Source organism: Micrococcus antarcticus (assembly GCF_044872765.1).
In the GTDB taxonomy this organism is placed as follows: Bacteria; Actinomycetota; Actinomycetes; order Actinomycetales; family Micrococcaceae; genus Micrococcus.
Window position 1 is genome coordinate 2,190,885 of sequence record NZ_CP085253.1, and the last position, 26,260, is coordinate 2,217,144.

General features: G+C 74.3%; 21 protein-coding genes and 2 tRNA genes. 15 read left to right on the forward strand and 8 right to left on the reverse strand.

What is annotated here, in order from left to right; all coding sequences use genetic code 11:
* Positions 1-216: 216 nt before the first annotated feature.
* Positions 217-696: a DUF2975 domain-containing protein gene (locus tag LG274_RS10245; protein ID WP_404464305.1), complete on the forward strand. Its 480-nt coding sequence runs from the start codon at positions 217-219 to the stop codon at positions 694-696.
* Entirely contained in the window at positions 696-926 is a 231-nt protein-coding gene (locus LG274_RS10250) for a helix-turn-helix transcriptional regulator (RefSeq protein WP_248115332.1), read from the forward strand. The genes LG274_RS10245 and LG274_RS10250 overlap by 1 nt, the downstream gene beginning before the upstream one ends.
* Before the next feature lie 39 nt (positions 927-965).
* Here LG274_RS10250 and LG274_RS10255 read toward each other — a convergent pair whose 3' ends face one another.
* Complete coding sequence (locus LG274_RS10255) at positions 966-2,552, reverse strand: DUF5129 domain-containing protein (RefSeq protein ID WP_404464307.1); 1,587 nt, start codon at positions 2,550-2,552, stop codon at positions 966-968.
* Positions 2,553-2,620: 68 nt separating this feature from the next.
* Positions 2,621-3,427: an NADPH-dependent F420 reductase gene (locus LG274_RS10260; RefSeq protein WP_404464309.1), complete on the reverse strand. Its 807-nt coding sequence runs from the start codon at positions 3,425-3,427 to the stop codon at positions 2,621-2,623.
* Positions 3,428-3,623: 196 nt separating this feature from the next.
* On the opposite strand from LG274_RS10260, the gene LG274_RS10265 reads away from it, so the two are divergent.
* Entirely contained in the window at positions 3,624-4,889 is a 1,266-nt protein-coding gene (locus LG274_RS10265; protein ID WP_404464311.1) for an endonuclease/exonuclease/phosphatase family protein, read from the forward strand.
* A 90-nt stretch (positions 4,890-4,979) separates the two neighbouring features.
* Here the strand turns inward: LG274_RS10265 and LG274_RS10270 are convergent, their stop codons facing one another.
* The gene (locus LG274_RS10270) at positions 4,980-5,882 is read right to left on the reverse strand and encodes a fumarylacetoacetate hydrolase family protein (protein ID WP_404464313.1); all 903 of its coding nucleotides are present in this window, start codon (positions 5,880-5,882) and stop codon (positions 4,980-4,982) included.
* Between the two features lie 40 nt (positions 5,883-5,922).
* On the opposite strand from LG274_RS10270, the gene LG274_RS10275 reads away from it, so the two are divergent.
* The 4 genes from LG274_RS10275 (at position 5,923) to treZ (ending at position 12,127) form a co-directional block, all read left to right on the forward strand.
* Entirely contained in the window at positions 5,923-6,975 is a 1,053-nt protein-coding gene (locus LG274_RS10275; protein WP_298713869.1) for an aldo/keto reductase, read from the forward strand.
* Positions 6,976-7,053: 78 nt separating this feature from the next.
* On the forward strand, positions 7,054-7,512 hold the full coding sequence (locus LG274_RS10280; protein WP_404464316.1) for a hypothetical protein: 459 nt from the start codon (positions 7,054-7,056) through the stop codon (positions 7,510-7,512).
* Positions 7,513-7,581: 69 nt separating this feature from the next.
* Entirely contained in the window at positions 7,582-10,047 is a 2,466-nt protein-coding gene (gene treY, locus LG274_RS10285) for a malto-oligosyltrehalose synthase (protein WP_366371124.1), read from the forward strand.
* 28 nt (positions 10,048-10,075) lie between these two features.
* Positions 10,076-12,127, forward strand: coding sequence for a malto-oligosyltrehalose trehalohydrolase (treZ, locus tag LG274_RS10290; RefSeq protein ID WP_404464318.1), 2,052 nt, complete (start codon positions 10,076-10,078; stop codon positions 12,125-12,127).
* A gap of 6 nt (positions 12,128-12,133) precedes the next feature.
* On the opposite strand, the gene LG274_RS10295 is transcribed toward treZ, so the two are convergent.
* Positions 12,134-13,447 carry a DUF4032 domain-containing protein gene (locus tag LG274_RS10295; RefSeq protein ID WP_404464320.1) on the reverse strand — a complete coding sequence of 438 codons (1,314 nt, stop codon included), beginning with the start codon at positions 13,445-13,447 and terminating at the stop codon, positions 12,134-12,136.
* 124 nt (positions 13,448-13,571) lie between these two features.
* Here LG274_RS10295 and LG274_RS10300 point away from each other — a divergent pair, with 124 nt between their 5' ends.
* The 5 genes from LG274_RS10300 to LG274_RS10320 all read left to right on the forward strand — a co-directional run bounded on the left by LG274_RS10300 (position 13,572) and on the right by LG274_RS10320 (position 18,852).
* Positions 13,572-14,438: a thioredoxin domain-containing protein gene (locus tag LG274_RS10300; protein WP_248115342.1), complete on the forward strand. Its 867-nt coding sequence runs from the start codon at positions 13,572-13,574 to the stop codon at positions 14,436-14,438.
* A 56-nt stretch (positions 14,439-14,494) separates the two neighbouring features.
* Positions 14,495-14,568, forward strand: a tRNA-Thr gene (locus LG274_RS10305).
* Between the two features lie 129 nt (positions 14,569-14,697).
* Positions 14,698-16,635, forward strand: a complete 1,938-nt coding sequence (locus LG274_RS10310; RefSeq protein WP_404464323.1) for a S8 family serine peptidase — start codon at positions 14,698-14,700, stop codon at positions 16,633-16,635.
* 118 nt (positions 16,636-16,753) lie between these two features.
* Positions 16,754-16,827 (forward strand) — tRNA-Val (locus LG274_RS10315).
* Positions 16,828-16,953: 126 nt separating this feature from the next.
* Positions 16,954-18,852 carry a threonine/serine exporter ThrE family protein gene (locus LG274_RS10320; protein ID WP_298713889.1) on the forward strand — a complete coding sequence of 633 codons (1,899 nt, stop codon included), beginning with the start codon at positions 16,954-16,956 and terminating at the stop codon, positions 18,850-18,852.
* A gap of 39 nt (positions 18,853-18,891) precedes the next feature.
* Here LG274_RS10320 and LG274_RS10325 read toward each other — a convergent pair whose 3' ends face one another.
* Positions 18,892-19,569, reverse strand: coding sequence for a uracil-DNA glycosylase (locus LG274_RS10325; RefSeq protein WP_404464325.1), 678 nt, complete (start codon positions 19,567-19,569; stop codon positions 18,892-18,894).
* A 53-nt stretch (positions 19,570-19,622) separates the two neighbouring features.
* On the opposite strand from LG274_RS10325, the gene LG274_RS10330 reads away from it, so the two are divergent.
* The 3 genes from LG274_RS10330 (at position 19,623) to groL (ending at position 22,982) form a co-directional block, all read left to right on the forward strand.
* Entirely contained in the window at positions 19,623-19,961 is a 339-nt protein-coding gene (locus LG274_RS10330) for a DUF3263 domain-containing protein (protein WP_248115345.1), read from the forward strand.
* 3 nt (positions 19,962-19,964) lie between these two features.
* Positions 19,965-20,999 carry a LytR C-terminal domain-containing protein gene (locus LG274_RS10335; RefSeq protein ID WP_404464328.1) on the forward strand — a complete coding sequence of 345 codons (1,035 nt, stop codon included), beginning with the start codon at positions 19,965-19,967 and terminating at the stop codon, positions 20,997-20,999.
* A gap of 348 nt (positions 21,000-21,347) precedes the next feature.
* Positions 21,348-22,982 carry a chaperonin GroEL gene (gene groL, locus LG274_RS10340; protein WP_298713897.1) on the forward strand — a complete coding sequence of 545 codons (1,635 nt, stop codon included), beginning with the start codon at positions 21,348-21,350 and terminating at the stop codon, positions 22,980-22,982.
* A gap of 89 nt (positions 22,983-23,071) precedes the next feature.
* On the opposite strand, the gene LG274_RS10345 is transcribed toward groL, so the two are convergent.
* The 3 genes from LG274_RS10345 to LG274_RS10355 all read right to left on the reverse strand — a co-directional run bounded on the left by LG274_RS10345 (position 23,072) and on the right by LG274_RS10355 (position 26,259).
* On the reverse strand, positions 23,072-24,004 hold the full coding sequence (locus LG274_RS10345; RefSeq protein WP_298713900.1) for a DUF4031 domain-containing protein: 933 nt from the start codon (positions 24,002-24,004) through the stop codon (positions 23,072-23,074).
* A 38-nt stretch (positions 24,005-24,042) separates the two neighbouring features.
* The gene (locus LG274_RS10350; RefSeq protein WP_248115349.1) at positions 24,043-24,333 is read right to left on the reverse strand and encodes a WXG100 family type VII secretion target; all 291 of its coding nucleotides are present in this window, start codon (positions 24,331-24,333) and stop codon (positions 24,043-24,045) included.
* Positions 24,334-24,489: 156 nt separating this feature from the next.
* Positions 24,490-26,259: a HAMP domain-containing sensor histidine kinase gene (locus tag LG274_RS10355; protein ID WP_298713902.1), complete on the reverse strand. Its 1,770-nt coding sequence runs from the start codon at positions 26,257-26,259 to the stop codon at positions 24,490-24,492.
* Position 26,260: the final 1 nt, after the last annotated feature.

Sequence of the window (26,260 nt, forward strand, 5' to 3'; positions counted from 1 at the left end):
CGTTCGGCCACGGGAAGGTGAACGGTCGACGACGGCCCGGCCGTGAGGGCACTTCCAGCGCCTGACAAGGACGCGGAGGGCGTGGGGTGTGGTGCCGTTGGGGGTGTGCGCCGCTCTGAGGAGGCCGTGGGGAGGATCCGGATGGCGGGGCCGTGGCTCTGAGGGGCGCGGCGGAAAGGTATTGACTGTCGATAGGATCCGGTCGAAACTCGGGTCATGACACATCGCCTCACCACCTGGGTGCTCCAGGCGCTGCTCGCGGTCGCCGGGGTGCTCATCCTCCTCCTGCAGGTGATCGGCCTGCCGGCCCTGGGCGCGGAGATGGCCCGAGAGCTCCCCGCCGAGGCCCACATGCGCTGGCCCATCACCGTTCTCGCGATCCTCGGCCTGGCGTGCGTCCAGGGCGGGATCGTGTGCACCATCCGCCTGTTGGCCCTGACCCGGTCGGACCGCATCTTCACCTCCCGCGCGCTGCCATGGGTGAACGCCATCGTGGGCTCCTTCCTCGGCGGCGCTCTCGTGTGCGCGGCCACGCTCACCTATCAGTCCGCCACCGTCGCCGGCCCGCCGCTGTGGCTCCTCCTGCTGTTCGCCGGTGTCGCCACGGGCCTGGCCATGGCGCTGCTCATGCTCGTGATGCGGGCCCTCCTGGTGCGCGCCACGCGGCTGCGCACCGAGATGGACGAGGTGATCTGATGCCCATCGTGGTGAGGATCGACGTCGAACTGGCCCGCCGCAAGATGTCCGTGGGGGAGTTCGCCGAGCGGGTGGGCATCACGCCGGCCAACGTGGCGGTGCTGAAGAACGGGCGGGCCAAGGCGGTGCGGTTGACCACCCTCGATCGGATGTGCGAGGTCCTGCAGTGCCAGCCGGGAGATCTGCTGGAGTGGGTCCCTGAGGGCGACGACGTCGGCGCCCGCGCCTGAGGCAGGCCAGGCCCGGCGGAGCAGGCGCCGGCGCCCCGCTCAGAAGCTGCCCGACGAACCGGAGCCCGAGAACGAGCCGCCGGAGGAGCCGTAGCCGGTGCCCGAGCCCGTCGAGCTCTGGTGGGACGACTCCACGGAGGAGACGCCGGCGCGGTAGCCGGCGTCGAACGAGGTGATCGTCCAGTACGTCCGCCAGCCGTCGCCGGCGTCGAGGATCGAGCCGCGCGCGTCCCGCGGACGACGGCGATGTTCGTCCAGCCCCTCCTCCATGAGCCGGGTGTCGTCCGAGTCGTCCTGGGCGAGCGAGACGGCCTGGGCGACCTGCTCCAGGAGGTCGGTGAGCCGGCGGCGGAGGCGGTCGAGCGACTCGAGCGCCGCCTGCGGGGTGACCCTCCGCTCGCTCAGGCCGGCACCGGTCGACTCGAGCTCGCCCAGGGCCTCGGTGCGGAAGGACTCGAGTGCGCCCAGCGGGGCCGCCGCGCCCGCGACCCCGTCGAGGTGCTCGCGCAGGTCGCCGACGTGGTCCAGGTCCGAGCGCAGGGGCCCGGCCTGGCGGTCCCAGGCGTCCTCCCAGCCGGGGAGGCGGTTGAGGAACGTGTTCGCATCGGCGATCGCGTCGTCGAGGCGGTCGAGCTCCGCGACGTCGTCGCGCAGGCTGTCGGCGTCCTTCCTGAAGGACTTCGCGTGACGGCGGCCCGGCGGCACGGCGTCGAGGTCCTCGAGCCGCCGCGTCGCGTCGAGGGTGGACTGGTGGAAGCCCCGGAACCGCTCCATCAGGCGCGCGCCGAACGGGTCGTCGGTCGGCACGGTGGAGGCGTTCACCTCCGTGGCGTCCCAGTCCATCGTCACGCTGGTGAGGTGGGTGCGGGCCGCGTCGAGGTCGGCCTCGGCCTTCCGGCGCTGGGATCGCCGGGTGGCGATCACCGCCGCGGCCGCGGCCGCCCCTCCGACCGCGACGCCGCCCGCGCCGAACCACAGGCCCGGCTCCTCGTGCAGCGGCCGCCCGATGTGGGAGGCCGCCGAGTCCACGATGTCCACGACGGCGTCCGTCCACCGCGCGTCGCGGGCCGCGTCCTTGCCGTCGTCGCGGACGGCCGCCTGTGTGTCCGTGCTGAGCCTGCGGTCCTCGCCCTGGTACACGCCGAGCATCCGGTTGTCCGGGTCCACGGCGACGATCACGAGCCCGTCCGCCCACTTCTGCCCGTCCGCGCTCAGCCAGTCGGGCCGCTGCGTGCGGGCGTGGTCGAGGACGCGCCCGTTGAAGGCCTGGGACCGGCGGTCCTCGTCGAGGTCCCGGATGTCCGGGCCGCGCTCGGTGAAGACGGCGACGCGCGTGGGCTCGCGGAACTCGATCTCCGCGAGGTCGCGCAGCAGCTGGTTCCGGTCGAGGATCCCCGCGGTGTCCGCGAGGTCCACCTGCTCGGCCGGGACGGCGCTCGCGGCAGGCGCGAGGGCGAGGGCCGCGGCCGCGGACGTCCCGGCGACGGCCCCCGCCGTCAGGGCGGGAGTCCCCGCACCGGCCACCGCGGCGGCAGCCAGGGCCAGGGCGGCCGCGCGAGAGGCGGTGCGGTGCGGGCCCGAGCAGCGCGGGGAGGAGAGCGGAGCGTCGGGCGTCGGCCGGGTCATGGCGGTCCTCTCGGGGTCCGGGTGATCAGTCGATGACAGCCTACGCACAGGCGCGGGCGGCGTCGGCGTCATTCCCGCGGCCACGCGTCCGGTCGCGCATCCGGCCACTCCGGAGAAGAGCTCATGCGGCGGGACAGCTCCTCGAGGTCTCCGCCTGAGCCGAACGCGGGGCCGCCGGGCTCGAGCCGGACTCCCTCCTCGAACCCCTGGTACACGACCCCGTCGAAGCCCATCGCGTGGACGAGGTCGATCACCGTGTCCCGGGCGCGCAGCCGCTCCCGTCCGCCGGGGAGGGCATGCCCCCCGCCGTCGGTGTGCCGCTCCGTGCCGATGGCGAGCGCCCAGCGCGGTGCCTCGGTGCGGCCTGCGACGCCCAGGTCGTGGTGCGAGATCTCGGAGAACGCGCGGACCAGGGGCGCCGTGAGCCCGGCCGCCGCCCAGCGCGCGGCGAGGCGCTCCGTGCCGAGTCGTGGGTCGCCGTCGTGCGGGTCCATCCAGTCCGGCAGGGGCTCGGCCTCCCAGGTGTTGGTCATGTCCACCACCGCCCGGGTGGCGGGCCCGGCGAACCAGGCGGGGTCGACGTCGTCGAGGGCCTCGCGCGGCACGGCGACCACGGTCAGCTCCGCCTGAGCGAGGTCCTCCGGGGCGACCGCCACCGCCTCCGGGGCGTAGATGCCGAGGTGGCGCTGCACCGCCGCGGGCCGGCGCGTGGCGGCCATGACGACGTCAGGCGCGGCGATCCAGGGATGGAGCCGGGGGATGCGCGCGAGGGCGCGGGCGAGCGCGGTGCCGGCGCGGCCGGCCCCCAGGATCCCGACGGTCGACGGGAGATGCGGGAACCGGGGGAGGGCGGGGTCCACGGACGTCGGGCTCATGGGACCATCCCATCACGGGAGGAGGGAACGAGCCCTGCGTCGTCGTCCACGTCCGGCGCCGATGGGCCCCACAGCGCAGGGCTCGTCTCTCAGGTGGTCCCGCCCCGCACCGACTGTTCACCGCCGCGCCACCGGCCCGGCGTCTGCGCGCCGTACCGTGGCCGCCGTCGTCGTCCCCTCCCGAAGGAGTCTCCCCATGCGTCCCCTCCGCACCCTCAGTGCCGCGATCGCCGTCGGCGCGCTCGCGGTGACCGGCGCCGTCGCCTCCGGCGCGGCTCCCGCCCCGCACGCCAAGGCCCGCGACGCCGTCGAGGCCGGACCGGCGAAGGCCGTCGAGGCCCGCACCAAGCACGACGTGCGCATCGCCACGTACAACGCGTCCCTGAACCGCGGCGCCGAGGGCCAGCTGGTCCGCGACCTCTCCACGCCGGACAACGCGCAGGCCCAGAACATCGCCGAGGTCGTGCAGACCACGCGCCCCGAGATCCTGCTGGTCAACGAGTTCGACTTCGACGCCGCCGGTGAGGGCGCCCGCCTGTTCCAGGAGAACTACCTCTCCGTGGGCCGGAACGGCCACGAGCCCATCGAGTACGCGTACCGCTACACCGCTCCCGTGAACACGGGCGTCCCCTCGGGCCTGGACCTGAACAACGACGGCACGGTCGGCGGCCCGGACGACGCGTGGGGCTTCGGCCTGTTCCCGGGCCAGTACGGCATGGTCGTCTACTCTCAGCACCCCATCCTCGAGGGCAAGATCCGCACCTTCCAGGACTTCCGCTGGCAGGACATGCCGGGCAACGTCATGCCCACCGACTTCTACAGCCCCGAGGAGCAGGAGCAGCTGCGCCTGTCCTCGAAGTCCCACTGGGACGTGCCCGTGCAGGTCGGCACCACGACGCTGCACCTCCTCGCCGCGCACCCCACCCCGCCGTCCTTCGACGGCCCGGAGATGCGCAACAAGCGCCGCAACCACGACGAGATCCGCCTGTGGGCCGACTACGTCACCGGCGGCAAGACCGCCGAGTACCTCTACGACGACGCCGGCGTGCACGGCGGCCTGGACCGTGGCGAGCGCTTCGTCATCCTGGGCGACTACAACGCCGACCCGGTGGACGGCGACTCGTGGGACGGCGCGATCGACCAGCTTCTCTTGCACTCCCGCATCCGCGACCCGAAGCCCACCTCCGCGGGCGGCGCCGAGGCGTCCGTGCTGCAGGGCGGCGCCAATCTGACGCACGAGGGCGACCCGAGCCTCGACACGGCCGACTTCAACGACAGCCCGGCCCCGGGCAACCTCCGCGTGGACCTGGCGCTGCCGTCCAAGAACCTCCCGCTGCGCGGCGCCGGCGTCTTCTGGCCCGAGAAGGGCCAGCCCGGCTCCGAGCTGACCGGCGAGTATCCGTTCCCCACCTCCGACCACCGCCTCACCTGGGTGGACGTGAAGGCGCCCGGCAAGCGCTGAGGCCCCTCAGCTCCAGACGAGCCCTGTGTCGTCGCGCCTGTCCGCCGCGGACAGGCGCGACGACGCAGGGCTCGTCGCCGTCTGCGCGGATCAGCAGAGCTCGTTGCGCTGCCGGCCCAGCCCGGTGATCTCCACCTCCACGACGTCGCCGGCGCGCAGCCACGGGCGGCGGCCCTCCTCGTCCTTGCGGGCCAGCGCGACGCCGGCCGGGGTGCCGGTGAGGATGAGGTCGCCCGGGTTCAGCGTGATCAGCTGCGAGGCGTAGGCCACGAGCTGCTCGGGGGAGAACACGACGTCGGCCACGTGGCTCTCCTGCCGCACCTCCCCGTTCACGTGGGTCAGGATGCGGGCGCCCTTGGACAGCTCGTCCGGGGTGACGAGCCACGGGCCCACGGGGGTGGAGGCCTCCCAGACCTTCCCCTGGAGCCACTCGGAGGTGCGGCCCTGGAAGCCGCGCATCGAGACGTCGTCGGCCACGGCGAACCCGGCGATGTGCGCGCGCGCGTCCTCGACCGCGATGCGCCGCCCGGGCTCGCCGATCACGATGCACAGCTCGCCCTCGTAGTCCACGCGGTGGTCCTCCTCGGGGACCTCGATCGGGTCCAGCGCGCCCGTGAGCGACTGCGCGAACTTCGCGAACAGCGTGGGATGCTCGGGGCGCTCCTGGCCCGTCTCCGCGATGTGGTCCGTGTAGTTCAGCCCCACGCAGATCACCTTCGTGGGGAACGGGATGAGCGTGTCGTACACCAGCTGCGTGGTGTCCAGCAGGAGGGAGTGGTCCTCCTTGGCGGCGCGCAGTGCCTGCTCCACGCGCTCCTTCTGCTCCTGCGGCGTCGAGGTCAGGTGCTCGCCGACGTCGCGGCAGCCGGGGAGGGCCACGGCGCGCACCGCGACCTCGGGGTCATCCGGGTGCACCGAGGTGATGACGGCGGCGAAGGTGTCCCCGGGGTAGGCGGCGTCGGAGTCGGGCTGGCGGAACGTGGCGAGCTTCATGCGCCCATCTCACCACAGGGCCCCATGAGACGCTGAGGGCATGAGCACAGCCGAGCACGCCGCCGCGTCCCCGCTGATCCTGGGCACCATGGGATGGGGCGTCCCCGTCGACGACGGCGAGGGTCCCCACAGCGCAGGCCCCGGCGCCGGCGCCGACGTCGCCCTGGCGCGGGCGCGCGGCGCGCTGCGCGCTGGCCTCGAGGCCGGCATCACGGTGCTGGACACCGCGGACATCTACGGCGGCGGCCTCTCCGAGTCGACGACGGGGGCCCTGCTGGCCGAGCTGGACCCGGCCGAGCGGGGGCGCCTGCGTGTGCAGACGAAGGCCGGGATCGTGCTCCCCGGGCAGGACCCCGCGGGAGGCGGCGCCACGCGCTACGACTCCTCTCCGGCGCACGTGCGCCGCGCCCTCGAAGGCTCGCTGAGCCGCCTGGGCGCGGGCGCGGTGGAGACGCTGATCATCCACCGCCCGGACGTGCTCACTCCCGTGGAGGACACGGTGCGGGCGTTCCTCGACGCGCGGGAGGCCGGGCTGGTGCGCCGGCTCGGGGTGTCCAACCTCGGCACCGGTCGCCTCCTGTCGTTCCAGCGCGCCCTCGGCCGCCTCGCCGCAGACGGCACGGGCCTGGCCTGCGCGCAGCTCGAGCTGGGCCTGCACCACCGCACCCTCGTGGAGGCCGAGGTCCTCGCCAATCACGGCGCGGCCCCGGCCACCGCCGGCGCGGCGGACCTGGGGCGGGTGTGCGCCGAGGAGGGGATCGAGCTTCAGGCCTGGGGTCCGCTCGGCCAGGGCCGCTTCACCCCGGGCTCGGACGGCTCGGTGCCCACCGACCCCGCCGAGGCCGCTGCACTGGCCTCGGCGGGCGGGCCGGCAGCCGTCGTGGCGAAGGTGGCGCAGGAGCTGGGCGCGGGGCGGGAGGCCGTGGTCCTCGCCTGGCTGCTCAAGCTGCCGTGGGGCGTGCGCCCCGTGGTGGGAAGCCAGGACCCCGCCCGACTTGCGGCGTGCGCCGCAGCGCCCGAGGTGGCCGCCGCGATGGATGCGGCGCAGTGGCATCGGCTCTGGACCGCCGCGCGCGGCGAGAACCTGCCCTGACCCCGCCCTCCGGGGCGGAGCGGGTGAATCCGCGTCCGCGGCACGAGCACTCGATGTGACATGGCCCACAATGGAGCCATGGACTTCTCGCGTGTGGACCTCTGGACGCCCTGGATCCTCTACTGGACGGCCGCGGTCGCGGCCGTGGCGGGCGTCGCCCTCGTGGTCGCGGGGGCGTGGCGCGCGCACCGGCACCGCCGGTTCGCGGCGTCGACGGGGCGCAACCAGGACGTGCGGCTGCTGCGGGACACCCGCACGCAGCGCCGCGTGGGCATGGGATTCCTCGCGGTGACGGGGCTGCTGCTGGGGCTCGGCGTCTGGCTGCACCTCAGCGGGCTCGCCGCCCTCCGGGAGAACCTCGTGCGGAAGTACGGCTACACGGCCGTGGAGGGCATCCGGCAGTCCGGCAGCGGCTTCACGGCCGACCTCACCACCGCGGACGGCACGGTGCTGGAGGACGAGCTGGTGCTCCTCGAGCCCACGGGGGAGCCCCTGGTGGGGGAGGACATCTTCGACGACGTGCCCGGGGGGCGCTGAGCCCCCTCGGCGCGGGCGGCGACGTCCGGTCCTCCTGCCGCGTCCGGAGCCTCTGTTAGCGTCGGCGGAGTGATCCCCGCTGAGCGTCCCGTGCCCGCGTCCACCTATCGGCTCCAGGTCAGCCCGGACCTCCCGTTGCCCTCCGTGGCCGAGCTCGTGCCGTACCTGCACCGGCTCGGGGTGGACTGGCTCTACCTCTCCCCGCTGCTCGCCGCGGAGCCGGGCTCGGACCACGGCTACGACGTCGTGGACCCCAGCCGCGTGGACCCCGCCCGCGGAGGCGCCGAGGGCCTCGCCGAGGTGGCGCGCGCCGCGCACGAGGTGGGGATGAAGGTCCTCGTGGACATCGTCCCCAACCACGTGGGAGTGGCCACGCCCGAGGCGAACCCGGCGTGGTGGGACCTGCTGGCGCACGGCCGGGAAGCGCAGCACGCCGCGTGGTTCGACGTGGACTGGGGGGCCGGGGACGGCCGTGTGCTCATTCCCGTCCTGGAGGACGGTCCTGAGGGAGGCGATCGCGGGGACGACGCCGCGATCGAGCGCCTCGTGGTGGTCCCGGGCGAGGGGCCGGACGCCGGCCGGCTCCTGCACTGGGACACCGCCTATCCGCTGGCCCCCGGCTCGCTCGAGCATGCCGAGGCCGCCACCGGCCTGGGCGCCGCTGAGGTGTTCGCCGGCGCCCGCCCCGAGGACGATCCGACCCCCGAGCGCGCCCGCCTGGCCCACGCCGTGCACGAGCTGCAGCACTACCGCCTCATCGGCTGGCGCCGCGGGGACGCCGAGCTGAACTACCGGCGCTTCTTCACCGTGACCACCCTCGCGGGCGTCCGCGTCGAGGACCCGGAGGTCTTCGACGCCACCCACGCGGAGATCGCCCGATGGGTGCGCGAGGGGCTCGTCTCGGGGCTGCGCGTGGACCATCCGGACGGCTTGGCGGACCCGGCCGGCTACCTCCGCCTCCTGCGTCGACGCGTGCTGCCGCAGGGCTGGCTCGTCGTGGAGAAGATCCTGGAGCCCGGCGAGCTCCTGCCTGCGGCCTGGGACGCGGACGGGACCACCGGCTACGACGCCCTGGGCGAGGTCGAGCGCGTGTTCATGCCCCGTGCTGCTGGGGGGACGCCCGAGGAGGACGCGGCCCGCCGGGCGGAATGGCACGAGCTGATCGCCGAGGCCAAGGAGGACGTGGCCACCGGCTCGCTCGCGGCCGAGACCGGGCGCCTCGTGCGGGAGGCCCGCGCGGCCGGCGTCCTCGGCGCCCACGACGACGAAGCCCTCACCGCGGGCCTGGCGGAGGTGCTCGCCCAGCTGCCCGTGTACCGCACCTACCTCCCCGTGGGACAGGGCCACCTCGAGGCGGCCGTCGAGGCGGCCGCCGTGGAGCGACCGGAGCTCGCACCCGTGCTCGCGGACCTCTTCGCGGTGCTCTCGGACCCGGAGTCCCCGGTGGCCCGACGCTTCCAGCAGACCTCCGGCATGGTGATGGCCAAGGGCGTGGAGGACCGCTCCTTCTACCGGTATGCCCGGTGGGCCAACCTCAACGAGGTGGGCGGGGATCCCGCGCACGTCGCCCTCACCCTGAGCGGGTTCCACGCCGCGCAGCAGGCACGGCAGGCGTCCTGGCCCTCCTCCATGACCACACTCACCACGCATGACACGAAGCGCAGCGAGGACGTGCGCGCCCGCATCGCCGTGCTGGCCGAGGACCCCGAGCGCTGGGCGGCCGATCTGACGCAGCTGTGCGCCCTCCACCCGTTGGGGGAGCCGGACGCCGCGCGCCTGGTGTGGGAGTCCATCGTGGGCGTGTGGCCCACGGACGGCACCGCGCCGGACGCCGAGCGCGTGCTCGGCTTCCTCCAGAAGGCGGCGCGCGAGGCTGCCGTCCACACCACGTGGACGGACCAGGATGCCGACTACGAGGCCCGCCTCGCGGAGCTGGCCCACGCCGTCACGGCGGCGGACGGCCCCGCGCGCGGCCTCGTGCAGGCGGTGGCGGACCGGATCTCCGAGGCCGGGCTCGCGGTGCAGCTGGGCCACAAGCTCGTGCAGCTCACGGCGCCGGGCGTCCCGGACGTCTACCAGGGCACCGAGCTCCCGTTCCCCTCGCTCGTGGACCCGGACAACCGCCGCCCGGTGGACTTCGCGGCCCGCGCCGCCCTCCTCGACCGCCTCGACACGGGGTGGCGCCCCACGCGCCAGGACCCCGACGCGGCCAAGCTCGCCGTGGTCGCCGCGGCGCTGCGCACCCGCCGCGACCGACCGGAGCTGTTCACGGGATACCGCCCGCTGGACGTCTCCGGTCCGGCCGCCGAGCACGCCGTGGCCTTCAGCCGCGGCGGCGCCCTCGCCGTGGCCACCCGCTGGCCCGCCACGCTCACCGAGCGCGGCGGCTGGGGGGAGACCACCGTGACCGTCCCCGCCGGGGCGTGGGAGGACGCCGTGACGGGCCGCCGCGTCCAACCGGACGAGCGGGGCGCCGTGCGGCTCGCCGAGCTGCTGCACGACCTCCCGGTGGCGCTGCTCGTGCCCGCCGCCTGACCGAGCCGTCCACCCCAGGAGACCCGCCATGCGCGACCACACCGCCCCCGACACCGCCCCCTCCCGCGCGCCGCAGGCCGCCGCGGACGTCGTCGCCGCCCCCGTGCCGGATGCGGGCCTCGGCCTGCGCCGCATCGGGGTCGATCCGGTGGACCCCACCGGTGCGGAGCCGGAGGCCGCGGCCCAGGCGCGGCGCACCCCCTACGCGGTCTGGGCTCCGCACGCGCAGACCGTCGAACTCGTGCTCGTGGACGCCGTGCCCGGGTCGCGGCACGACGCGCAGGACCGCTGGGCGGGCGCCCGCGCGGTGGCCATGGACCGCGCGGCCGGCGGGTGGTGGACGCCGTCGCAGGACCCGGCGACCGTGCTCGGCACCCCGGCCCCCGCCGACCCCGGCTACGGCTACCGCGTGGACGGCGGCGACCCCGTGCCGGATCCGCGCTCGCGCCGCCAGCCGGACACGGTGCACGGGCCCTCCCGCCGCGACGTCGAGGGCGCGGACTTCGCGTGGACGGACGCGGACTGGCGCGGGCCGGCCGGCGTGCTCGCGGATCCGGCCGCCCCGCAGGGCGGGGGGCTGCGCGGCGCGGTGCTGTACGAGCTGCACGTGGGGACCTTCACGGCGGAGGGGACGCTCGAGGCCGCGATCGAGCGGCTTCCCCATCTCGTCGAGCTGGGCGTGACCCATCTCGAGCTGCTGCCCGTGAACTCCTTCAACGGCCCCCGCAACTGGGGCTACGACGGCGTCGCGTGGTTCGCGGTGGACGAGTCCTACGGCGGTCCTCAGGCGTACCGGCGCTTCGTGGACGCCGCGCACGCCGCGGGGCTCGGCGTGGTGCAGGACGTGGTCTACAACCACCTCGGCCCCGCCGGGAACTACCTCGGGGCCTTCGGCCCGTACCTCACCGCGGGGGACACCGGCTGGGGCGAGGGCGTCAACCTGGACGGTCCGGACTCGGACGAGGTGCGCCGCCACATCCTGGACAACGTGCGCATGTGGATCGAGGAGTTCCACGTGGACGGGCTGCGCCTGGACGCCGTGCATGCCCTGCGGGACACCCGCGCCGTGCACCTCCTCGAGGAGATGGCCGCGCTCGCGGACGAGGCCGCGGCCCGCGCGGGCCGCCCCGTGCCGCTCATGGCGGAGTCCGACCTCAACGACCCCCGGCTCGTGCTCCCGCGCTCCGCCGGCGGGCTGGGGCTGGCCGCCGCGTGGAACGACGACGTCCATCACGCCCTGCACGTCGCGACGACGGGCGAGACGGGCGGCTACTACGCGGACTTCGCGCCCCTGGAGGCGGTGGCCAAGGTGATGGAGCGGGCGTACTTCCACGACGGCACCCGCTCGACGTTCCGCGGACGGGACCACGGGCGTCCCGTTCCGGCGGACGTGCCGAACGAGGCGTTCATCGTGAGCATCCAGAACCACGACCAGGTGGGCAACCGCGCCGCCGGGGACCGCACCGGGGCGACTCTGAGCGAGGGGTCGCTGGCCGCGGAGGCGGCCCTCCTGCTCACCGGCCCGAACGTGCCCCTGCTCTTCATGGGCGAGGAGTTCGCGGCGAGCACACCGTGGGCGTTCTTCACCTCGTTCCCGGACGAGGAGCTGGGCGAGGCGGTGCGCCAGGGCAGGCGTCGCGAGTTCGCCGCGCACGGCTGGGACCCGGCCGACGTGCCCGACCCCCAGGACCGGGTCACCCGCGACTCCGCGGTGCTCGACTGGGCCGAGCCGGGGCAGGGCCGCGGGGCCCGCGTGCAGGAGACGTACCGCCGCCTCATCGGGCTGCGCCGCACCCTGCCGGCACTCACGGAGCCGCGGCGCTCGCTCACCCGCGCGTGGGTGGACCCCGAGCGACGGCACGTGCGCCTCGAGCGCGGACGGGCCGAGCAGGCGGCGTGCGGCGACGTCGTGCTCCTCGCCGCCCTCGGCGACCTCCCGCTCACCGTCCCGGAAGACCTGCGGGGCGCGCACGTGCTCGCCGGCCACACCGACGCCGGCCCGCTCGCCGCGGACGCGGAGGCGCCCGCCGCCGCGCCGGTGGAGGTGGCCGCGCCGGGCTTCCTGCTGCTGCGGCGCTGAGCCGGCTCAGCCCGCGCCGGGCTCCGGGTCGGGCACGGCCCGCAGCATCGTGGTGGTGGGGTGCAGGGCGAGCGCGTCCTCGTCCCTGCGGGCGCGCAGGATCGTGTCCACGTAGGAGTCCACGGCCTCCTGGAGGGGCACGGCCGCGCCGCGCGCCTCGGAGAGGTACCAGCGGTGCTCGAGAAGCTGGTGCATGATCTCGGCAGGCTCGAGCTTGGCGCGCAGCTCGAGTGGGACGGAGTGCACCACGGGATCGAAGACCTCCACGACCCAGCGGTGGGCGGCCCCCTCCATGTCCAGGTACGGGTCCCAGGCCCGCCGGGCCGCGTCGATGTCCACGAGCAGGCGTCGGGCCTGGTTCTCCTGCACGTGCAGGCCCGTGAGCCGCTCGAGGCGGCGCCGGTGGAACCCTGCGAGGACCTCCGTGGGCCGGGCCGTCATCATGCCGGGGGCCTCCGCCGCCCGCAGGGAGTACTCCTCCACCTCGAAGCCGAGCTCGCCGAGGCGGCGGAATCGGCGGTCCATGCGCCACGGCTCGGCACGGGGGAAGGCGACCGGAGCGGTCAGCTCCTCCCACAGCCGGCGGTACGAGTCCACCATGAGGTCGGGGGTGGCCGCGGGGTCCACGTCCGGGTCGGCGAGCCCGCTGGCCAGCAGGTCCAGCAGCTCACCGCCCACGTTCACGCGGGCCACTTCGAGATCGTGCGCGCGCTGGCCCGTGGAGAGCCGTTCCCGCAGCTCGCCGGTCTCCGCGTCCACCAGGTGCGCCGCGAATCCGCCCGCGTCCCGGCGGAACAGCACGTTGGAGAGCGAGACGTCGCCCCAGAAGAACCCCTCCAGGTGCAGCTCCACCAGCAGGGTCGCCAGCGCCTCCATGAGCCGCACGAGGGTCGGCCGCTGCAGCCGCTCGGAGAACACGGCGCGGTAGGGCAGGGAGAAGCGCAGGTGCCGGGTGACCAGTGCCGCGGGCAGGGGCGTGCCGTGGTCGCGGGTGCGTCCGGTGACGACCGCGACGGGCTCCACCGAGGGCGGCGGGCGGTCCGCGAGGCGGCGCAGCAGCCGATATTCGCGGAAGGCGAGCTCCTCCGTGGTCTCCTTGACGGCCACGATGCTCCCGCCCACGTGGGCGAAGCGCACCACGTGCCGCGAGATGCCGCGTGGCAGGGCGGCGAGGACGTCCTCCGGCCACTCCTCGAGCGGCGTGGACCACGGCAGCGCGAGCAGGGCCGTCGCGGGGTCCTCGGTCGCGTCGCCGGACGGGGCGCCGGTGACGGTCAGGCGGTCGGCGGGGGAGGGGGCGTTCGTCTCCGGGGGGGCCATGCCGCCGATCCTCCCAGACTGGGCGGATATGCTCACCTCGCGCATCGCGAGCCCGGCCCCGGCAGGTGCCCGCGCCCGCCGCCCGGAGCGCACCGGGACGCACACTTCGACCCCAGGAGGACCCTTGGCCAGCAGCAGAGCCTCGACGCCGTCGACCGACGCCCGAGCGCGCGCCCGCCGCATGCAGGAGGAGCAGCAGCGCAGGGACCGCCGCCGCCGCTCCCTCTGGATCTGGGGCGCCGTACTCGCCGCCGCGCTCGCGGCCGCCCTCGTGGTGGCGCTCGTGGCGAACCAGGGCCGCGACGCCGCCGCCGAGGCCGGGCCCCTGCCCGCCGTCGCGAACACCGAGGGCGGCGTGGCCCTCACCTCCACCACCGCGCTCGCCGACGGCGGGGAGGACGTCGGCGAGGTCAAGGCCGCCGACGTGCAGGTCCCCGAGGGCGCCGGCGGCCAGCCGGAGAGCGTCCCGGGCGCCGAGGCGCCCGCGGACGGGGAGCCCCACCACGTGGTGGTGTACGCCGACTTCAACTGCGTGCACTGCGCCGAGTTCGAGAAGAGCAACGCCGAGCAGCTGAACACGTGGCTCGACGAGGGCAAGGCGACCGTCGAGTACCGGATCGTCGACTTCCTCAGCACCCCGGGCAACCAGAACTACTCGGCGCGCGCCGCGAACGCCGCGTACTGCGTGGCCGAGCAGAAGCCCGAGGCCTACAACGCCTTCGTCGAGGGTCTGTTCGCGGCCTACCAGCAGCACGGGGGCAAGGGCATCTCCGACGACGAGCTCGTGGACCGCGCCGAGGAGCTCGGCGCGGACATCTCCTCCTGCGTGAAGGACGACGCCTACCGGCCCGCCGTGGCGTACGCGACCGCCAAGGCCAAGGCCGCCGGCGTCGGCGGCACGCCGACCGTCCTCATGGACGGCAAGAACTGGGCCATCGACGGCGCCGAGGACTCCTTCGGCGACTGGGCGTCCGCCAAGATCGAGGGCTGATCCCGGTATCCTTCAGGGGGTCGGTGCCGCGCCCGCGCGGACCCGGCCCCCTGCCCGCCCCCTTAGCTCAGCTGGCCAGAGCATCTGCCTTGTAAACAGAGGGTCACCGGTTCGAATCCGGTAGGGGGCTCGCGACGACCTCTGCATCCGTGCTGGTCAACTCCGCGCGTCGTGCCCTAATGTGAGCCTCGTCACCCCCGGTGCCCGATCCCTCGGACTCCACCGCAGGCGGTGGCCCGTCCCCTCTTGGAGCAGCACGATGACGCCCTCTCCCCCCTCCCGCACGCGTCGTCTCGGCGCCCTGCTCGCCGCCGCCGTCGTGGCCGGCAGCGCCCTCGGCGCCTCGCCGGCCGTCGCCGTCGATGCCGCCCCCGACGCCTCACGCCCCGCGGCCTCCGCCCCGGCGCGCACGGCCGCGTCCACCGCCGCGGACCCGAACGCGGACGGCTACGACTCCTTCATCGTCACCTACAAGGAGACCGCGTCCGTCTCCGGCCCGAAGGGCAGGGCCCTCGCGTGGGGCAAGGCGGCGAAGGAGGCGGGCGTGTCCGTGAAGGAGCTGCGCGAGACCGCGCTCGGCTCCCACGTGATCGCCACGGACGAGAAGCTCAGCCCCTCCGCGTCCGCCGCGTTCATGGCGGACCTGAAGGCCTCGAGCCTGGTGGAGGCCGTGGAGCCGAACGCCATCATGACCGCGAGCGGCCTCACCCCCGCCGATCCGTCCTACGGGCAGCAGTGGGGCTTCACCGGGGTGAACGGCATGCGCGTGCCGGGGGCGTGGGACAGCACCACGGGCACCGGCTCGATCGTCGCCGTGATCGACACCGGCATCACCTCCCATGCGGATCTCAACGCCAACGTGGTGGCCGGCTACGACTTCATCTCCAACACCACCTCCTCGCGTGACGGCAACGGCCGTGACGCCAACCCCGCCGACGAGGGCGACTGGTACCTCGCCGGCGAGTGCGGCGATCCCAACCCGTCGAACTCCTCCTGGCACGGCACGCACGTGGCCGGCACCGTGGCGGCCGCGGCGAACACGGTGGGCGTCGTGGGCGTGGCCCCGAACGCGAAGATCCAGCCGGTGCGCGTGCTGGGCAAGTGCGGCGGCTCGCTCGCCGACATCGCCGATGCGATCGTGTGGTCCGCGGGCGGCTCCGTGCCCGGCGCCCCCCTGAACGCCACCCCGGCCGACGTGATCAACATGTCCCTCGGCGGCTCCGGCACCTGCGGGACCACCTACCAGAACGCCATCAACGCGGCCGTGGGTCGCGGGGTGCCCGTCGTCGTGGCCGCCGGCAACGAGAACCAGCCTGCCGCCAACGCCCGCCCCGCCAACTGCCAGAACACCATCACCGTGGCCGCGTCCGACTCCTCCGGCCGCCGCTCCTCCTTCTCCAACTACGGCAGCGCCGTGGACGTGACGGCGCCGGGCAGCTCCATCATCTCCACGGTCAACACGGGCACCACCCGGCCGTCCGGCGCGGGCTACGCCTCCTACAACGGCACCTCGATGGCCACCCCGCACGTGGCGGGCCTGACCGCGCTCATGCTCACGAAGCAGCCCGGCCTGACCCCGGCACAGGTCGAGTCCACCCTGAAGTCGACCGCCCGCGCCATGCCCGTGACCTGCTCCGAGGGCTGCGGCGCCGGCCTGGCCGACGCCACCGCGGCCGTCGCCGCCGTCGGCGGGACGGCGCCGACCGACCCGACTGCTCCCGTGGAGCCGGCCCCCGCACCCTCCGGCAACCTGCTGGTGAACCCGGGCTTCGAGTCGGGGGCCACCGGCTGGAGCGGCACCGGCCGGTCGCGGTACGAGTCCGTCTCCCCGCACTCGGGGATCTACCACGGCGTGCTCAACAACCTCGGCTACGCGAACACCGCGACCCTCTCGCAGACCGTGGCCGTGCCCGCCGGCACGACCACGACGCTGTCCTACTGGGTGCGCGTCGACTCGGCCGAGACCAGCTCGTCCACCGCGTACGACAAGCTGTCCGTGCAGGTCCGCGACGGCGCATACGGCACGTACACCCTCAAGACCCACTCCAACGTGGAGAAGGGTCGCGGCTGGGTGCAGCACACCGTGGACGTCTCCCGCTTCGCGGGCAGGACGGTGACCCTGCAGTTCCGGGGCGTGGAGGACTCGTCCGCCTGGACGGCCTTCAGCCTCGACGACCTCGCGCTCTCCGCGAAGTGAGGCGAGCGGCAGGAGGGCCGGCCGGCCCTCCCGCCGTCGCGCGGACTTGCCCCCGCCGGGGGGATCCGGTAGAGTTCTGCGAGTTGTCCGGTCCGCCACGGCGGAACGGGACGCGCGCGGATCTTTAGCTCAGTTGGTTAGAGCGTTCGCTTCACACGCGAGAGGTCGCTGGTTCGAGTCCAGTAAGATCCACCGCAGCGGGGCCCTCCTTCGGGAGGGCCCTTCTGCGTGCCCGAAGGTGCGTCCGGCGTGATTGGATGTCACCGGCGACCAGCCGCGATCGAGGAGCAGCCAGGCGCAGAGCGCAGGAAGGACACGGTGGACGGCGTGGACCCGGACGGCCCCCAGGAGGCGGAGCGCTTCGACCCGCGCATCCCCGAGCCCGCCGCGGAGCCCACCCTGATCCCCGTGATCCGCCCCGCGGCCGCCGCGGAGTCCCCCGGGCGGCCGGCGCCCCCGGTGATGCTCAGCCCGGACTCGGCGGTGGACCTGGACCCGCTGCTGCTGGACGAGGACGCCGTCAACGAGACCGGGCTCGCGGCAGACCCCGGCCTGCACCCGGACCAGGGCGTCGTCCAGGCGGACGGGGCGGAGGACGCCACTCCCACCCCGGCCGCCGACTCGCCCCTGACCGAGCCGCCGCTCTCGGAGCAGGTGCCCACCTCGGTGCTCTCCCCGGCGGACGCCGACGGCGCCCTGCCCGCGCCGGCCGTGATCCCCGAACCGGACGTCACCGTCCCGGACCCGGTGGTTCCGCACGGCCCGCCGGAGAAGAAGGGCCGGCGCCGAGGGCGGCGGGGGCGCCAGGACCGCGCCGTGTTCGAGGAGGCCCTGCCCACGCAGACCCTCGCCATGGTGGAGCGTCTGCAGAGCTCGCCGTACGGGCGCAGGATGCGCTCCACCCTCCAGCAGCGCAGGGACGTCGAGCACCATTCCGTCGAGGCGCGGACCACCCTGGACTTCGCCCTCAAGCTGGGGGAGACGATGTTCAGCTTCGGGGCCACCTCGCTGGACGTGGAGACCTCGATCATCGTGGTGACCCAGGCCTACGGCATCCAGGAGACCGAGGTGGACCTGACCAACCAGGCCATCTCCCTCAACTACGCGCCCGACTCCTCCCGCGGCGAGGTGCCGTACACGCTGCAGCGCGTGGTGCGCTCCTCGTCCACGCACTTCGACGGCCTCGTGGCCGTCCACCGGCTCGTGGAGCAGATCTCCGAGGGGAAGGTCGAGCGCTCCGAGGCGCAGCGCCGTCTCGTGGAGATCCGCCACCGGCCCAAGCCGTTCCCGCCCTTCTTCGAGGTCCTGTTCGCGGGCGTGTTCGCGGGCTGCTTCGTCCCGTTCATCGGCGGCTCCTGGGAGGGCGCTCTGCTGGGCATGGTCTCCACGTGGCTGGTGTTCTGGCTCAAGGTCCAGGCGGACAGGGCCCGCTTCCCCGAGATCTTCTCCGCCATGTTCGCCGCCTTCCTCGCCACGGTCATCGCCCTGGTGGCGTTCGCCCTCCGGGTGCCCGTCAACCCCGCCGTGGTGACCGCGGGCGGCATCATGATGCTCCTGCCGACGGTGCGGTTCGTGACGGCCACCCAGGACGCGATCAACGGGTTCCCCGTCACGGCCGCCGGCCGCTTCATCTCCGCCCTGCTCGTCTACGCGGGGATCATGGGAGGGATCATGCTCGCGGTGGGGGTGGCGGAGATGGTCGGGCTGCCGCCGCTGGACCTCGCCGAGACCTCGCAGGAGAGCCACCCGTTCCTGCTCCTGCTGGCCCTCGTGGCGGTGGCGTCCATGTCCGACGCGGTGGTGGAGCAGAACCGCAGTCGCGCCATCCTCGCGAGCGGGGCGGTCTCCGCGGTGGGCTACCTCGTCTTCACGGCGGTCACCGCGGCGGGCACGAGCGGTCGGCTCGCCCCGGCGATCGCGGCGGCCGCGATCGGCTTCACGGCGCGGATCGTGGCGGAGCGGATCGGTGCTCCCGCCCTCGTGGTCGCGCTGCCCAGCGTGCTCTTCCTGCTCCCCGGCCTGACCATCTTCCGCTCCCTCTACGGATTCACCGTGGAGTCCCAGTCGGAGATGCTCGGGATCGTCGGGATCGTCGACGCGATCGTCATCGTCGCCGCGATCGCCGCCGGCGTGGCCCTGGGCAACACGGTGGCCAAGCCCGTCACGGACCGCCTGCGGGACTCCTCGCCCCGCGCGCTGCCGCCGCGCCTGCGCTGACGGGACCCGCCCGGCGTCGTCGGGGCGGGCGGGACCGACTCAGGCCGGGAGGTGCCAGTCCACCGGCTCCGCGCCCGCCTCGGCGAGGAGGGCGTTGACCCGGCTGAACGGCCGCGAGCCGAAGAAGCCCCGCTGCGCGCTCAGGGGGGAGGGGTGCGGGGACTCCACGACGCCGCACCCCGCCTCGCGCAGCACCGGAGCCATGCGCCGGGCATCGGCGCCCCACAGCAGGCCCACGAGGGGGGTGCCGCGCCCCGCCAGCGCCCGCACGGCGGCCTCGGTGATCTGCTCCCAGCCCATCCCGCGGTGGCTCGCCGACGCGCCCGCGCGCACCGTGAGGACGCGGTTGAGCAGGAGCACCCCCTGGTTCGTCCAGGCGGTCAGGTCGCCGTGCTCGGGCGGCGTGACGCCGACGTCGTCGTGGAGCTCCCGGTAGATGTTGGCCAGGGAGCGCGGCAGCGGACGCACACGGCGGTCCACCGCGAAGCACATCCCGATCGGGTGGCCCGGCGTCGGGTAGGGGTCCTGGCCCAGCACCAGCACGCGCACGTCGTCGAAGGGCTGGCGGAAGGCTCGGAGGATGTCCTCCGGTGCGGGCAGGACGTGCTCGCCGGCGTCGCGGCGCGCGCGCAGGGCGGCGCCGACGTGCTCGAAGGCGTCCGACTGCGAGGCCAGCGCCCTCTCCCATCCGGGGTCCAGGGGTGCGAGGAGATCCATGCTCCGAGCGTATCCGCGCGCCGACGGCCGCGACGGTCACTACAGTGGCCGTCATGCCTCAGCCGGATCTCCGCCCCGACGACGCCGCCGCGCGCGCCTCCCGCGCGCCCCTCGGCGGTCTCACGGAGCAGGAACGGGCCGTCCTCGACCTCGAGGCCGCGACCTGGCGGCACACCGGCGCGAAGGACCACGCGATCCGGGAGCGCCTCGGACTGGCGCCGACCGCCTACTATCAGGTGTTGAACGGACTGCTGGATCGCGAGGCCGCCCTGGCCTACCGCCCCCTCCTCGTCCGTCGCCTGCTGCGCACGCGCGGCACCCGGCGACGGGCGATCAGGAGGCCCGTGACTCCCTCGTCCACCGCTCCCGCTTCCCCCCGCCAGGAGAACTGACCGATGGCATACCGGCCCGACCGCTTCGACGACGTCCCCGAGTACACCGACCAGCGCGGCGCGCACCGCGCGTCCTTCGCACCGGCCGCCGCCGGCGCCACCGCCGCGTCCGGCGGCGCAGGCGGGGGCGCTCTCCGCCCGCTGCTGCTGCTCGCCGGGCTCGTGCTGCTCGCGGGCCTGTTCCTGGGTGTGATCCTGCCGTGGCTCACCGGCGGGGACGACCGCCCGACGGCCGGCGCGGCGGACTCCTCGTCCTCCTCGGCGCCCACGAACAGCACGACCGAGGCCCCGGCCTCCTCCTCCGAGGCCGCCGCGTCCTCGACCGAGCCTGCCCCGCCCTCCGCGACCACGGACGCGTCGAGCACCGGGCCCGCTCCGGCCGCCGAGTCCTCCCGTGCCGCGCAGGAGTCCGCCGCCCAGGCGTCCCGTGACGCGGAGGCCTCCCGCGCCGCCGAACAGTCCTCCGCTGCCGCGCAGGCCGCCGAGTCCTCCCGTGCCGCGCAGGCCGCCGAGTCCTCCTCCGCCGCGCAGGCCGCCGAGTCCTCCCGTGCCGCGCAGGAGTCCGCCGCCCAGGCGTCCCGTGACGCGGAGGCCTCCCGCTCCGCCGCCGCGTCGGCCGAGGCCGCCCGCGCCGCCGAGGCATCGCGCTCCCAGGCTGCCGAGGCATCGCGCTCCCAGGCTGCCGAGGCCTCCCGCTCGCAGGCTGCCTCGGCGTCGCGCTCGCAGGCCGCCGAGGCGTCCCGCAAGGCCGAGGCCTCCCGTGCCGCCGCAGCGGCGAAGAGCACCCGTGTGACGGTGTACAACGCAACCCGCATCAACCGCCTGGCCGCCCGCAACGCGCAGGAGCTCAAGAACGCCGGCTTCACGTCGGTGTCCGCCCAGAACTGGAGCGGCCCCCGCGTGGGCGCCTCCACCGTGATGTACAACCGCTCCGGGGACAAGGCCGCCGCCGAGGCCGTCGGCCGCGAGCTGGGCCTCCCCGTCGTCCAGAGCCCGAACCTGCAGGTCGACGGCGTCGCCGTCGTCGTCACCGGCTGACCCCGTCGGCGGCGCGTCCGCCGACGCTGTGCGACCCCCGTGGGCGCCACCCCCTGAGGGGACGGCGCCCACGGGGGTCGCGTGCATCCGGACCCGCGCGCCGTCCTCGTGTCGTCCGCCCGGTGCGGATGCGGGCGAACGACGCCCCAGCCTTTTGCACTCTCCCGGGGAGAGTGCTCATAATGGGGTTAGCACTCCGAAGGTGGGACTGCCAGTCGTACCCCGGCCGGCACCCCCGTGGAGGAGGACCTGTCCATCGGTGAGGCCCCGTTCCGGGCCGTCCGTCGCGGGCATCGGTGCGGGTCAGCCACCAGCAAGGAACGTGACGTCCAGAAAGGACATGCACTCATGGCCAAGACCATCGCATTCGACGAAGAGGCCCGCCGCGGTCTGGAGAAGGGTCTGAACACCCTCGCGGACGCCGTGAAGGTGACGCTCGGCCCCCGCGGCCGCAACGTGGTGCTCGAGAAGAAGTGGGGCGCCCCCACCATCACCAACGACGGCGTGTCCATCGCCAAGGAGATCGAGCTCGAGGACCCCTACGAGAAGATCGGCGCGGAGCTCGTCAAGGAGGTCGCCAAGAAGACCGACGACGTCGCCGGCGACGGCACCACCACCGCCACCGTGCTCGCCCAGGCGCTCGTGCGCGAGGGCCTGCGCAACGTGGCCGCCGGCGCCGATCCGCTCTCCCTGAGGCGCGGCATCGAGAAGGCCGTCGAGGCCGTCACCGCCGAGCTGCTCTCCGCGTCCCGCGAGATCGAGACCAAGGAGCAGATCGCCGCCACCGCGTCCATCTCCGCCGCCGACCCGCAGATCGGCGCCCTCATCGCCGAGGCGCTGGACAAGGTCGGCAAGGAGGGCGTCATCACCGTCGAGGAGTCCAACACCTTCGGCCTCGAGCTCGAGCTCACCGAGGGCATGCGGTTCGACAAGGGCTACATCTCCGGCTACTTCGTCACGGACACGGACCGCCAGGAGGCCGTCCTCGAGGATCCCTACATCCTCATCGTGAACTCCAAGATCTCCACCGTGAAGGACATGGTGGCGATCCTCGAGAAGGTCATGCAGTCCGGCAAGCCGCTGCTGATCATCGCCGAGGACGTCGACGGCGAGGCCCTGGCCACGCTGGTGGTCAACAAGATCCGCGGCACCTTCAAGTCCGTGGCCGTGAAGGCTCCGGGCTTCGGCGACCGCCGCAAGGCCATGCTCGCCGACATCGCCATCCTCACCGGCGGCCAGGTCATCTCCTCCGAGGTCGGCCTCTCCCTGGAGAACGCCACCCTCGACCTGCTGGGCACCGCCCGCAAGGTGGTCATCACCAAGGACGAGACCACCATCGTGGAGGGTGCCGGCGACGCCGAGCAGATCGCCGGCCGCGTGGCCCAGATCCGCGCCGAGATCGAGAACACCGACTCGGACTACGACCGCGAGAAGCTCCAGGAGCGCCTCGCCAAGCTGGCCGGCGGCGTGGCCGTCATCAAGGCCGGCGCGGCCACCGAGGTGGAGCTCAAGGAGCGCAAGCACCGCATCGAGGACGCCGTGCGCAACGCCAAGGCGGCCGTGGAGGAGGGCATCGTCGCAGGCGGCGGCGTGGCCCTGATCCAGGCCGGCGCGAAGGCGTTCGAGGGCCTGCAGCTCGAGGGCGACGAGGCCACCGGCGCGAACATCGTCAAGGTCGCCATCGAGGCCCCGCTGAAGCAGATCGCCTTCAACGCGGGCATGGAGCCGGGCGTCGTGGCGGACAAGGTCAAGACCCTCGAGGCCGGCCACGGCCTGAACGCCGCCACCGGCGAGTACGAGGACCTGCTGGCCGCGGGCATCAACGACCCGGTCAAGGTGACCCGCTCCGCCCTGCAGAACGCCGCGTCCATCGCGGGCCTGTTCCTCACCACCGAGGCCGTCGTGGCCGACAAGCCGGAGAAGAACCCGGCCGGCGGTGCCGAGGGCATGGACCCGATGGGCGGCATGGGCGGCATGATGTGACCACCCGCTGAGCCCGCCCGGTCCTCCCGGGCGCCCAGCACGCGAGGCCCGTCTTCCCGATCCGGGGAGGCGGGCCTCGCCGTGTCGGCTCAGGAGCGCAGGGCCTCCAGCTCGCGGCGCAGGTTCAGACGCGCCGGCTGCTCCCAGCGGGCGCGGCCGGTGGCGGTGGCGTAGAGGTGCTCGGCGGAGAGCAGGTGCTGGAGGACGGCAGCCCTCCCGGTGCGCCAGTGCGCGTCAGCGACGTGCGCGAAGTCCGCGCGCACGGCCTCGACGTAGCCGTCATACCCCTGGGGGGAGCTGCCGAGCACCGCGAGGTCCGCGTCGCTCAGAGCAGCCCCGGCGGGGTCGCCCGGGGCTGGGCGGTGGTCCACGGTGAGCAGCACGAGCCGCTCGACCTCGGCGACGAGGGCGGTGGGCACCCGCAGCCGCGGATCGCCGAGCAGGTGGAGGGCGAGCTCGGCCGAGTCCGCCTCGTCCTGGCCGGGGTCGGCCGTCTGGTCCGCCGCGTAGACGGCGTCGTGGAACCAGGCCGCCAGACGCACGGCGCGGGGGTCCGCCCCGAGGTCCTCACCAGCGGCGTCGAGCTCGTCCAGCGCCTCGAGCACGGCGAGCAGGTGCGCGGGGGAGTGGTAGTGGCGGTGCTCCTCGGCCCACCGCGTCAGCAGCTCCTGACCCGTCGCGAGCACCGCGTCCGGGTGGGCACCGGCCCCCGCGAAGAGCCGCTCCCAACGGCGGCGCAGCACCGGGGCGATCCGCGCCGGCCGGCGTCGGGCCGGAACGCGCAGGCCCGATCGGACGAGGCGCCGGACCAGCTCCGCGCCGCTGACCTCCTCCGCCCCTGCCGCCACGAGGTCCGCGTGGCGGTGCGCAGGCACGTCGTAGTGGTCCAGGTCGAAGGCGCGCGGGCTGAGGCCAGCCGTCCGCGCGAAGGCGTGCAGCTCCTCGAGGGAGGCGTCCGAGACGAGGTGCGAGAACACCGTGCCGTGCGCGGGCCAGACGGGTGGGTCGATGAGCACGCTCATGACCGCCACTCTAGGCCGCGCGCGGCACGGGCCCCGGATCAGAAGCGGAACATCGAGGCGTTCGCCGCCTCTGCGTCCTGGTACTGCTGGGCGGCGGCGTCCATGGCCTGGCGGATGGACGCCAGGGAGGCCTCCACGCGCTGCTGGGTGGCGCGCCACTCGGTCAGCACGCCCTGGAAGTTGCTGGACGCCTGGCCGCGCCACGTGTCCTGGAGCTGGCGGAGGCTCGCCTCCATGGTGTTCACCTCGGCCTGCAGGCGGCCGATGGACCCCTCGACGGCGCCGCTCTTGGCGCGCAGGTCCTCGATGTCGATCTGGACGATGGTCATGTGCGTGTCCCCTCTGTGAACGCCGGAGGTGCGGCCGGCTCCGCTGACCCCCACGCTAGGGACGGCCGCTGCCGGCCCGCCGTCGGTCCCCGCGGTCTGGGGACCGGCCGGGGGAGCGGTGAGCCCTGTGCAGGAGCCGCGGCCGGGCCGCGGGACTCAGCCGCCGTCGCGCGGGCCGCGGTCGCGACGGCTGGCCGCAGCGCGGCGCAGTCGTCCGGCGACCCGCGTCAGCCGACGGCGCTGGACCGCGGACGAGGCGCCCGCCCCCGAGGGGGCCGCAGAGGAGGAGGCGCGTCCGGCGGGATCCGCCGTCGGACGCCCGCCCTCCGGGCCGTCCTCCTCGAGGCCGGCGTCGACGTCGTCCTCGTGCCCGGATTCGCCGTCATCCTCGAGGTCGTCGTCCTCGAAGGGGGTCCACGGCAGGTGCACGGAGAACGTGGCGCCGCCGCCCTCGGTCTCCAGGAGCCGGACGGAGCCGCCGTGCTGGGCGGCGATCGCGGCGACGATCGCCAGGCCCAGCCCTGTGCCGCCGGTCTCGCGGTGGCGCGAGGAGTCCGCGCGGTAGAACCGCTCGAAGATCCGTGCGCGGTCCTCCTCGGAGACGCCCTGGCCGTGGTCGCGGATCTCGATCACCGAGTCCCGGTCCGGTCCCCCGCCGGGGCCGCCGGAGCCGCCGGAGGGGATCTCCACGGTGCCCACCGCGATCTCGATCGGGGTGCCGGCCGGGGTGTACCGCAGCGCGTTCGTCATGAGGTTGACCACCACCTGGCGGATGCGGTTCTCGTCGCCCATGAGGGGGGCCGAGGAGGCCCGTCCGCCGTCCAGCCCGACGAGCCGCACCGTGCGGTCCGGGGCGTTGACCGAGGCGTCCATCATGGAGTCCACGCCCAGCACGAGCAGGTCCACCGGCGCGTGCTCGAGGGGCCGCTGCTCGTCCAGGCGGGCGAGGGTCAGCAGGTCCTCCACGAGGCGCGTCATGCGGGCCGCCTCGGACTCGATCCGGCCCATCGCCGCGGCCACGTCCTCCTCCTTCGTGATGCCGCCGTGGCGGTAGAGCTCGGAGAAGCCGCGGATGGTCACGAGCGGGGTGCGCAGCTCATGGGACGCGTCCTGCACGAACCGGCGCATCTTGCCCTCGGAGACCTCCTTGTCCCGGAAGGCGGACTCGATGTGAGCGAGCATCGCGTTGAGCGAGCGGGACAGTCGCCCCACCTCGGTGTCCGGGGGCGCGGTCTCGACGCGCTGGCTCAGATCGCCCGCCGCGATCTTCGCGGCCGTGCGCTCCACGCGGTTCAGCGTCCGGAAGGCGCGCTCCACCGCCAGGTTGGCCACCACGACGGCGCCCGCCGTCGCCAGCAGCCCGATGGTCACCACGAGCGCGGTGACCCGCTCCACGGAGGAGGAGACGGTGTGCAGGGGCAGGGCGATGGCGATGGAGCCCTCGCCGCTGCGCAGGGGGTACAGCTGGACCCGCCAGCCGTTCGAGTCCGCCTGCGTGCCGGGCACCTCGAAGGACTCGGAGCCGATCTCGCGCACGCGATCCAGGGAGAGCCCCTCGAGGCGCGGGGCGTCCGCGTCCATGATCACGGGGGTGCTGACGACCGGCGCGCCCGTGGTGTCCCACAGGGCGCCGTAGAAGCGCAGGATCCCGTGCTGGGGCGTGTAGTACCCGCCGGTCTGGACCACGGTGGTCAGGTACACGGACACCGCGTCCCGGTTGGTGACCATGTCCTCGTCCAGCTGCCGCACGAGCTCCTGCCGGAACAGGGCGGAGGTGACGAGGGCGGTGACCGCCACGAGGGTGAGCATGAGCGCCGTGATCATCACGACGAGCTTGGTGCGCAGGGACTGGGCCGACCACGCGCCCCGAGCCCACGTGCGGGGGTGCCGCAGCCGGGACGACGCGACGCGGAGGCGCTCCGCCACC

What these genes read in the sequence shown, in the direction of transcription:
- LG274_RS10245 (WP_404464305.1), top strand. Translation starts at nt 217, where the DNA reads ATGACACATCGCCTCACCACCTGGGTGCTCCAGGCGCTGCTCGCGGTC.
- LG274_RS10250 (WP_248115332.1), top strand. Translation starts at nt 696, where the DNA reads ATGCCCATCGTGGTGAGGATCGACGTCGAACTGGCCCGCCGCAAGATG.
- LG274_RS10255 (WP_404464307.1), bottom strand. Translation starts at nt 2,552, where the DNA reads ATGACCCGGCCGACGCCCGACGCTCCGCTCTCCTCCCCGCGCTGCTCG.
- LG274_RS10260 (WP_404464309.1), bottom strand. Translation starts at nt 3,427, where the DNA reads ATGAGCCCGACGTCCGTGGACCCCGCCCTCCCCCGGTTCCCGCATCTC.
- LG274_RS10265 (WP_404464311.1), top strand. Translation starts at nt 3,624, where the DNA reads ATGCGTCCCCTCCGCACCCTCAGTGCCGCGATCGCCGTCGGCGCGCTC.
- LG274_RS10270 (WP_404464313.1), bottom strand. Translation starts at nt 5,882, where the DNA reads ATGAAGCTCGCCACGTTCCGCCAGCCCGACTCCGACGCCGCCTACCCC.
- LG274_RS10275 (WP_298713869.1), top strand. Translation starts at nt 5,923, where the DNA reads ATGAGCACAGCCGAGCACGCCGCCGCGTCCCCGCTGATCCTGGGCACC.
- LG274_RS10280 (WP_404464316.1), top strand. Translation starts at nt 7,054, where the DNA reads ATGGACTTCTCGCGTGTGGACCTCTGGACGCCCTGGATCCTCTACTGG.
- treZ (WP_404464318.1), top strand. Translation starts at nt 10,076, where the DNA reads ATGCGCGACCACACCGCCCCCGACACCGCCCCCTCCCGCGCGCCGCAG.
- LG274_RS10295 (WP_404464320.1), bottom strand. Translation starts at nt 13,447, where the DNA reads ATGGCCCCCCCGGAGACGAACGCCCCCTCCCCCGCCGACCGCCTGACC.
- LG274_RS10310 (WP_404464323.1), top strand. Translation starts at nt 14,698, where the DNA reads ATGACGCCCTCTCCCCCCTCCCGCACGCGTCGTCTCGGCGCCCTGCTC.
- LG274_RS10325 (WP_404464325.1), bottom strand. Translation starts at nt 19,569, where the DNA reads ATGGATCTCCTCGCACCCCTGGACCCCGGATGGGAGAGGGCGCTGGCC.
- LG274_RS10330 (WP_248115345.1), top strand. Translation starts at nt 19,623, where the DNA reads ATGCCTCAGCCGGATCTCCGCCCCGACGACGCCGCCGCGCGCGCCTCC.
- LG274_RS10335 (WP_404464328.1), top strand. Translation starts at nt 19,965, where the DNA reads ATGGCATACCGGCCCGACCGCTTCGACGACGTCCCCGAGTACACCGAC.
- groL (WP_298713897.1), top strand. Translation starts at nt 21,348, where the DNA reads ATGGCCAAGACCATCGCATTCGACGAAGAGGCCCGCCGCGGTCTGGAG.
- LG274_RS10345 (WP_298713900.1), bottom strand. Translation starts at nt 24,004, where the DNA reads ATGAGCGTGCTCATCGACCCACCCGTCTGGCCCGCGCACGGCACGGTG.
- LG274_RS10350 (WP_248115349.1), bottom strand. Translation starts at nt 24,333, where the DNA reads ATGACCATCGTCCAGATCGACATCGAGGACCTGCGCGCCAAGAGCGGC.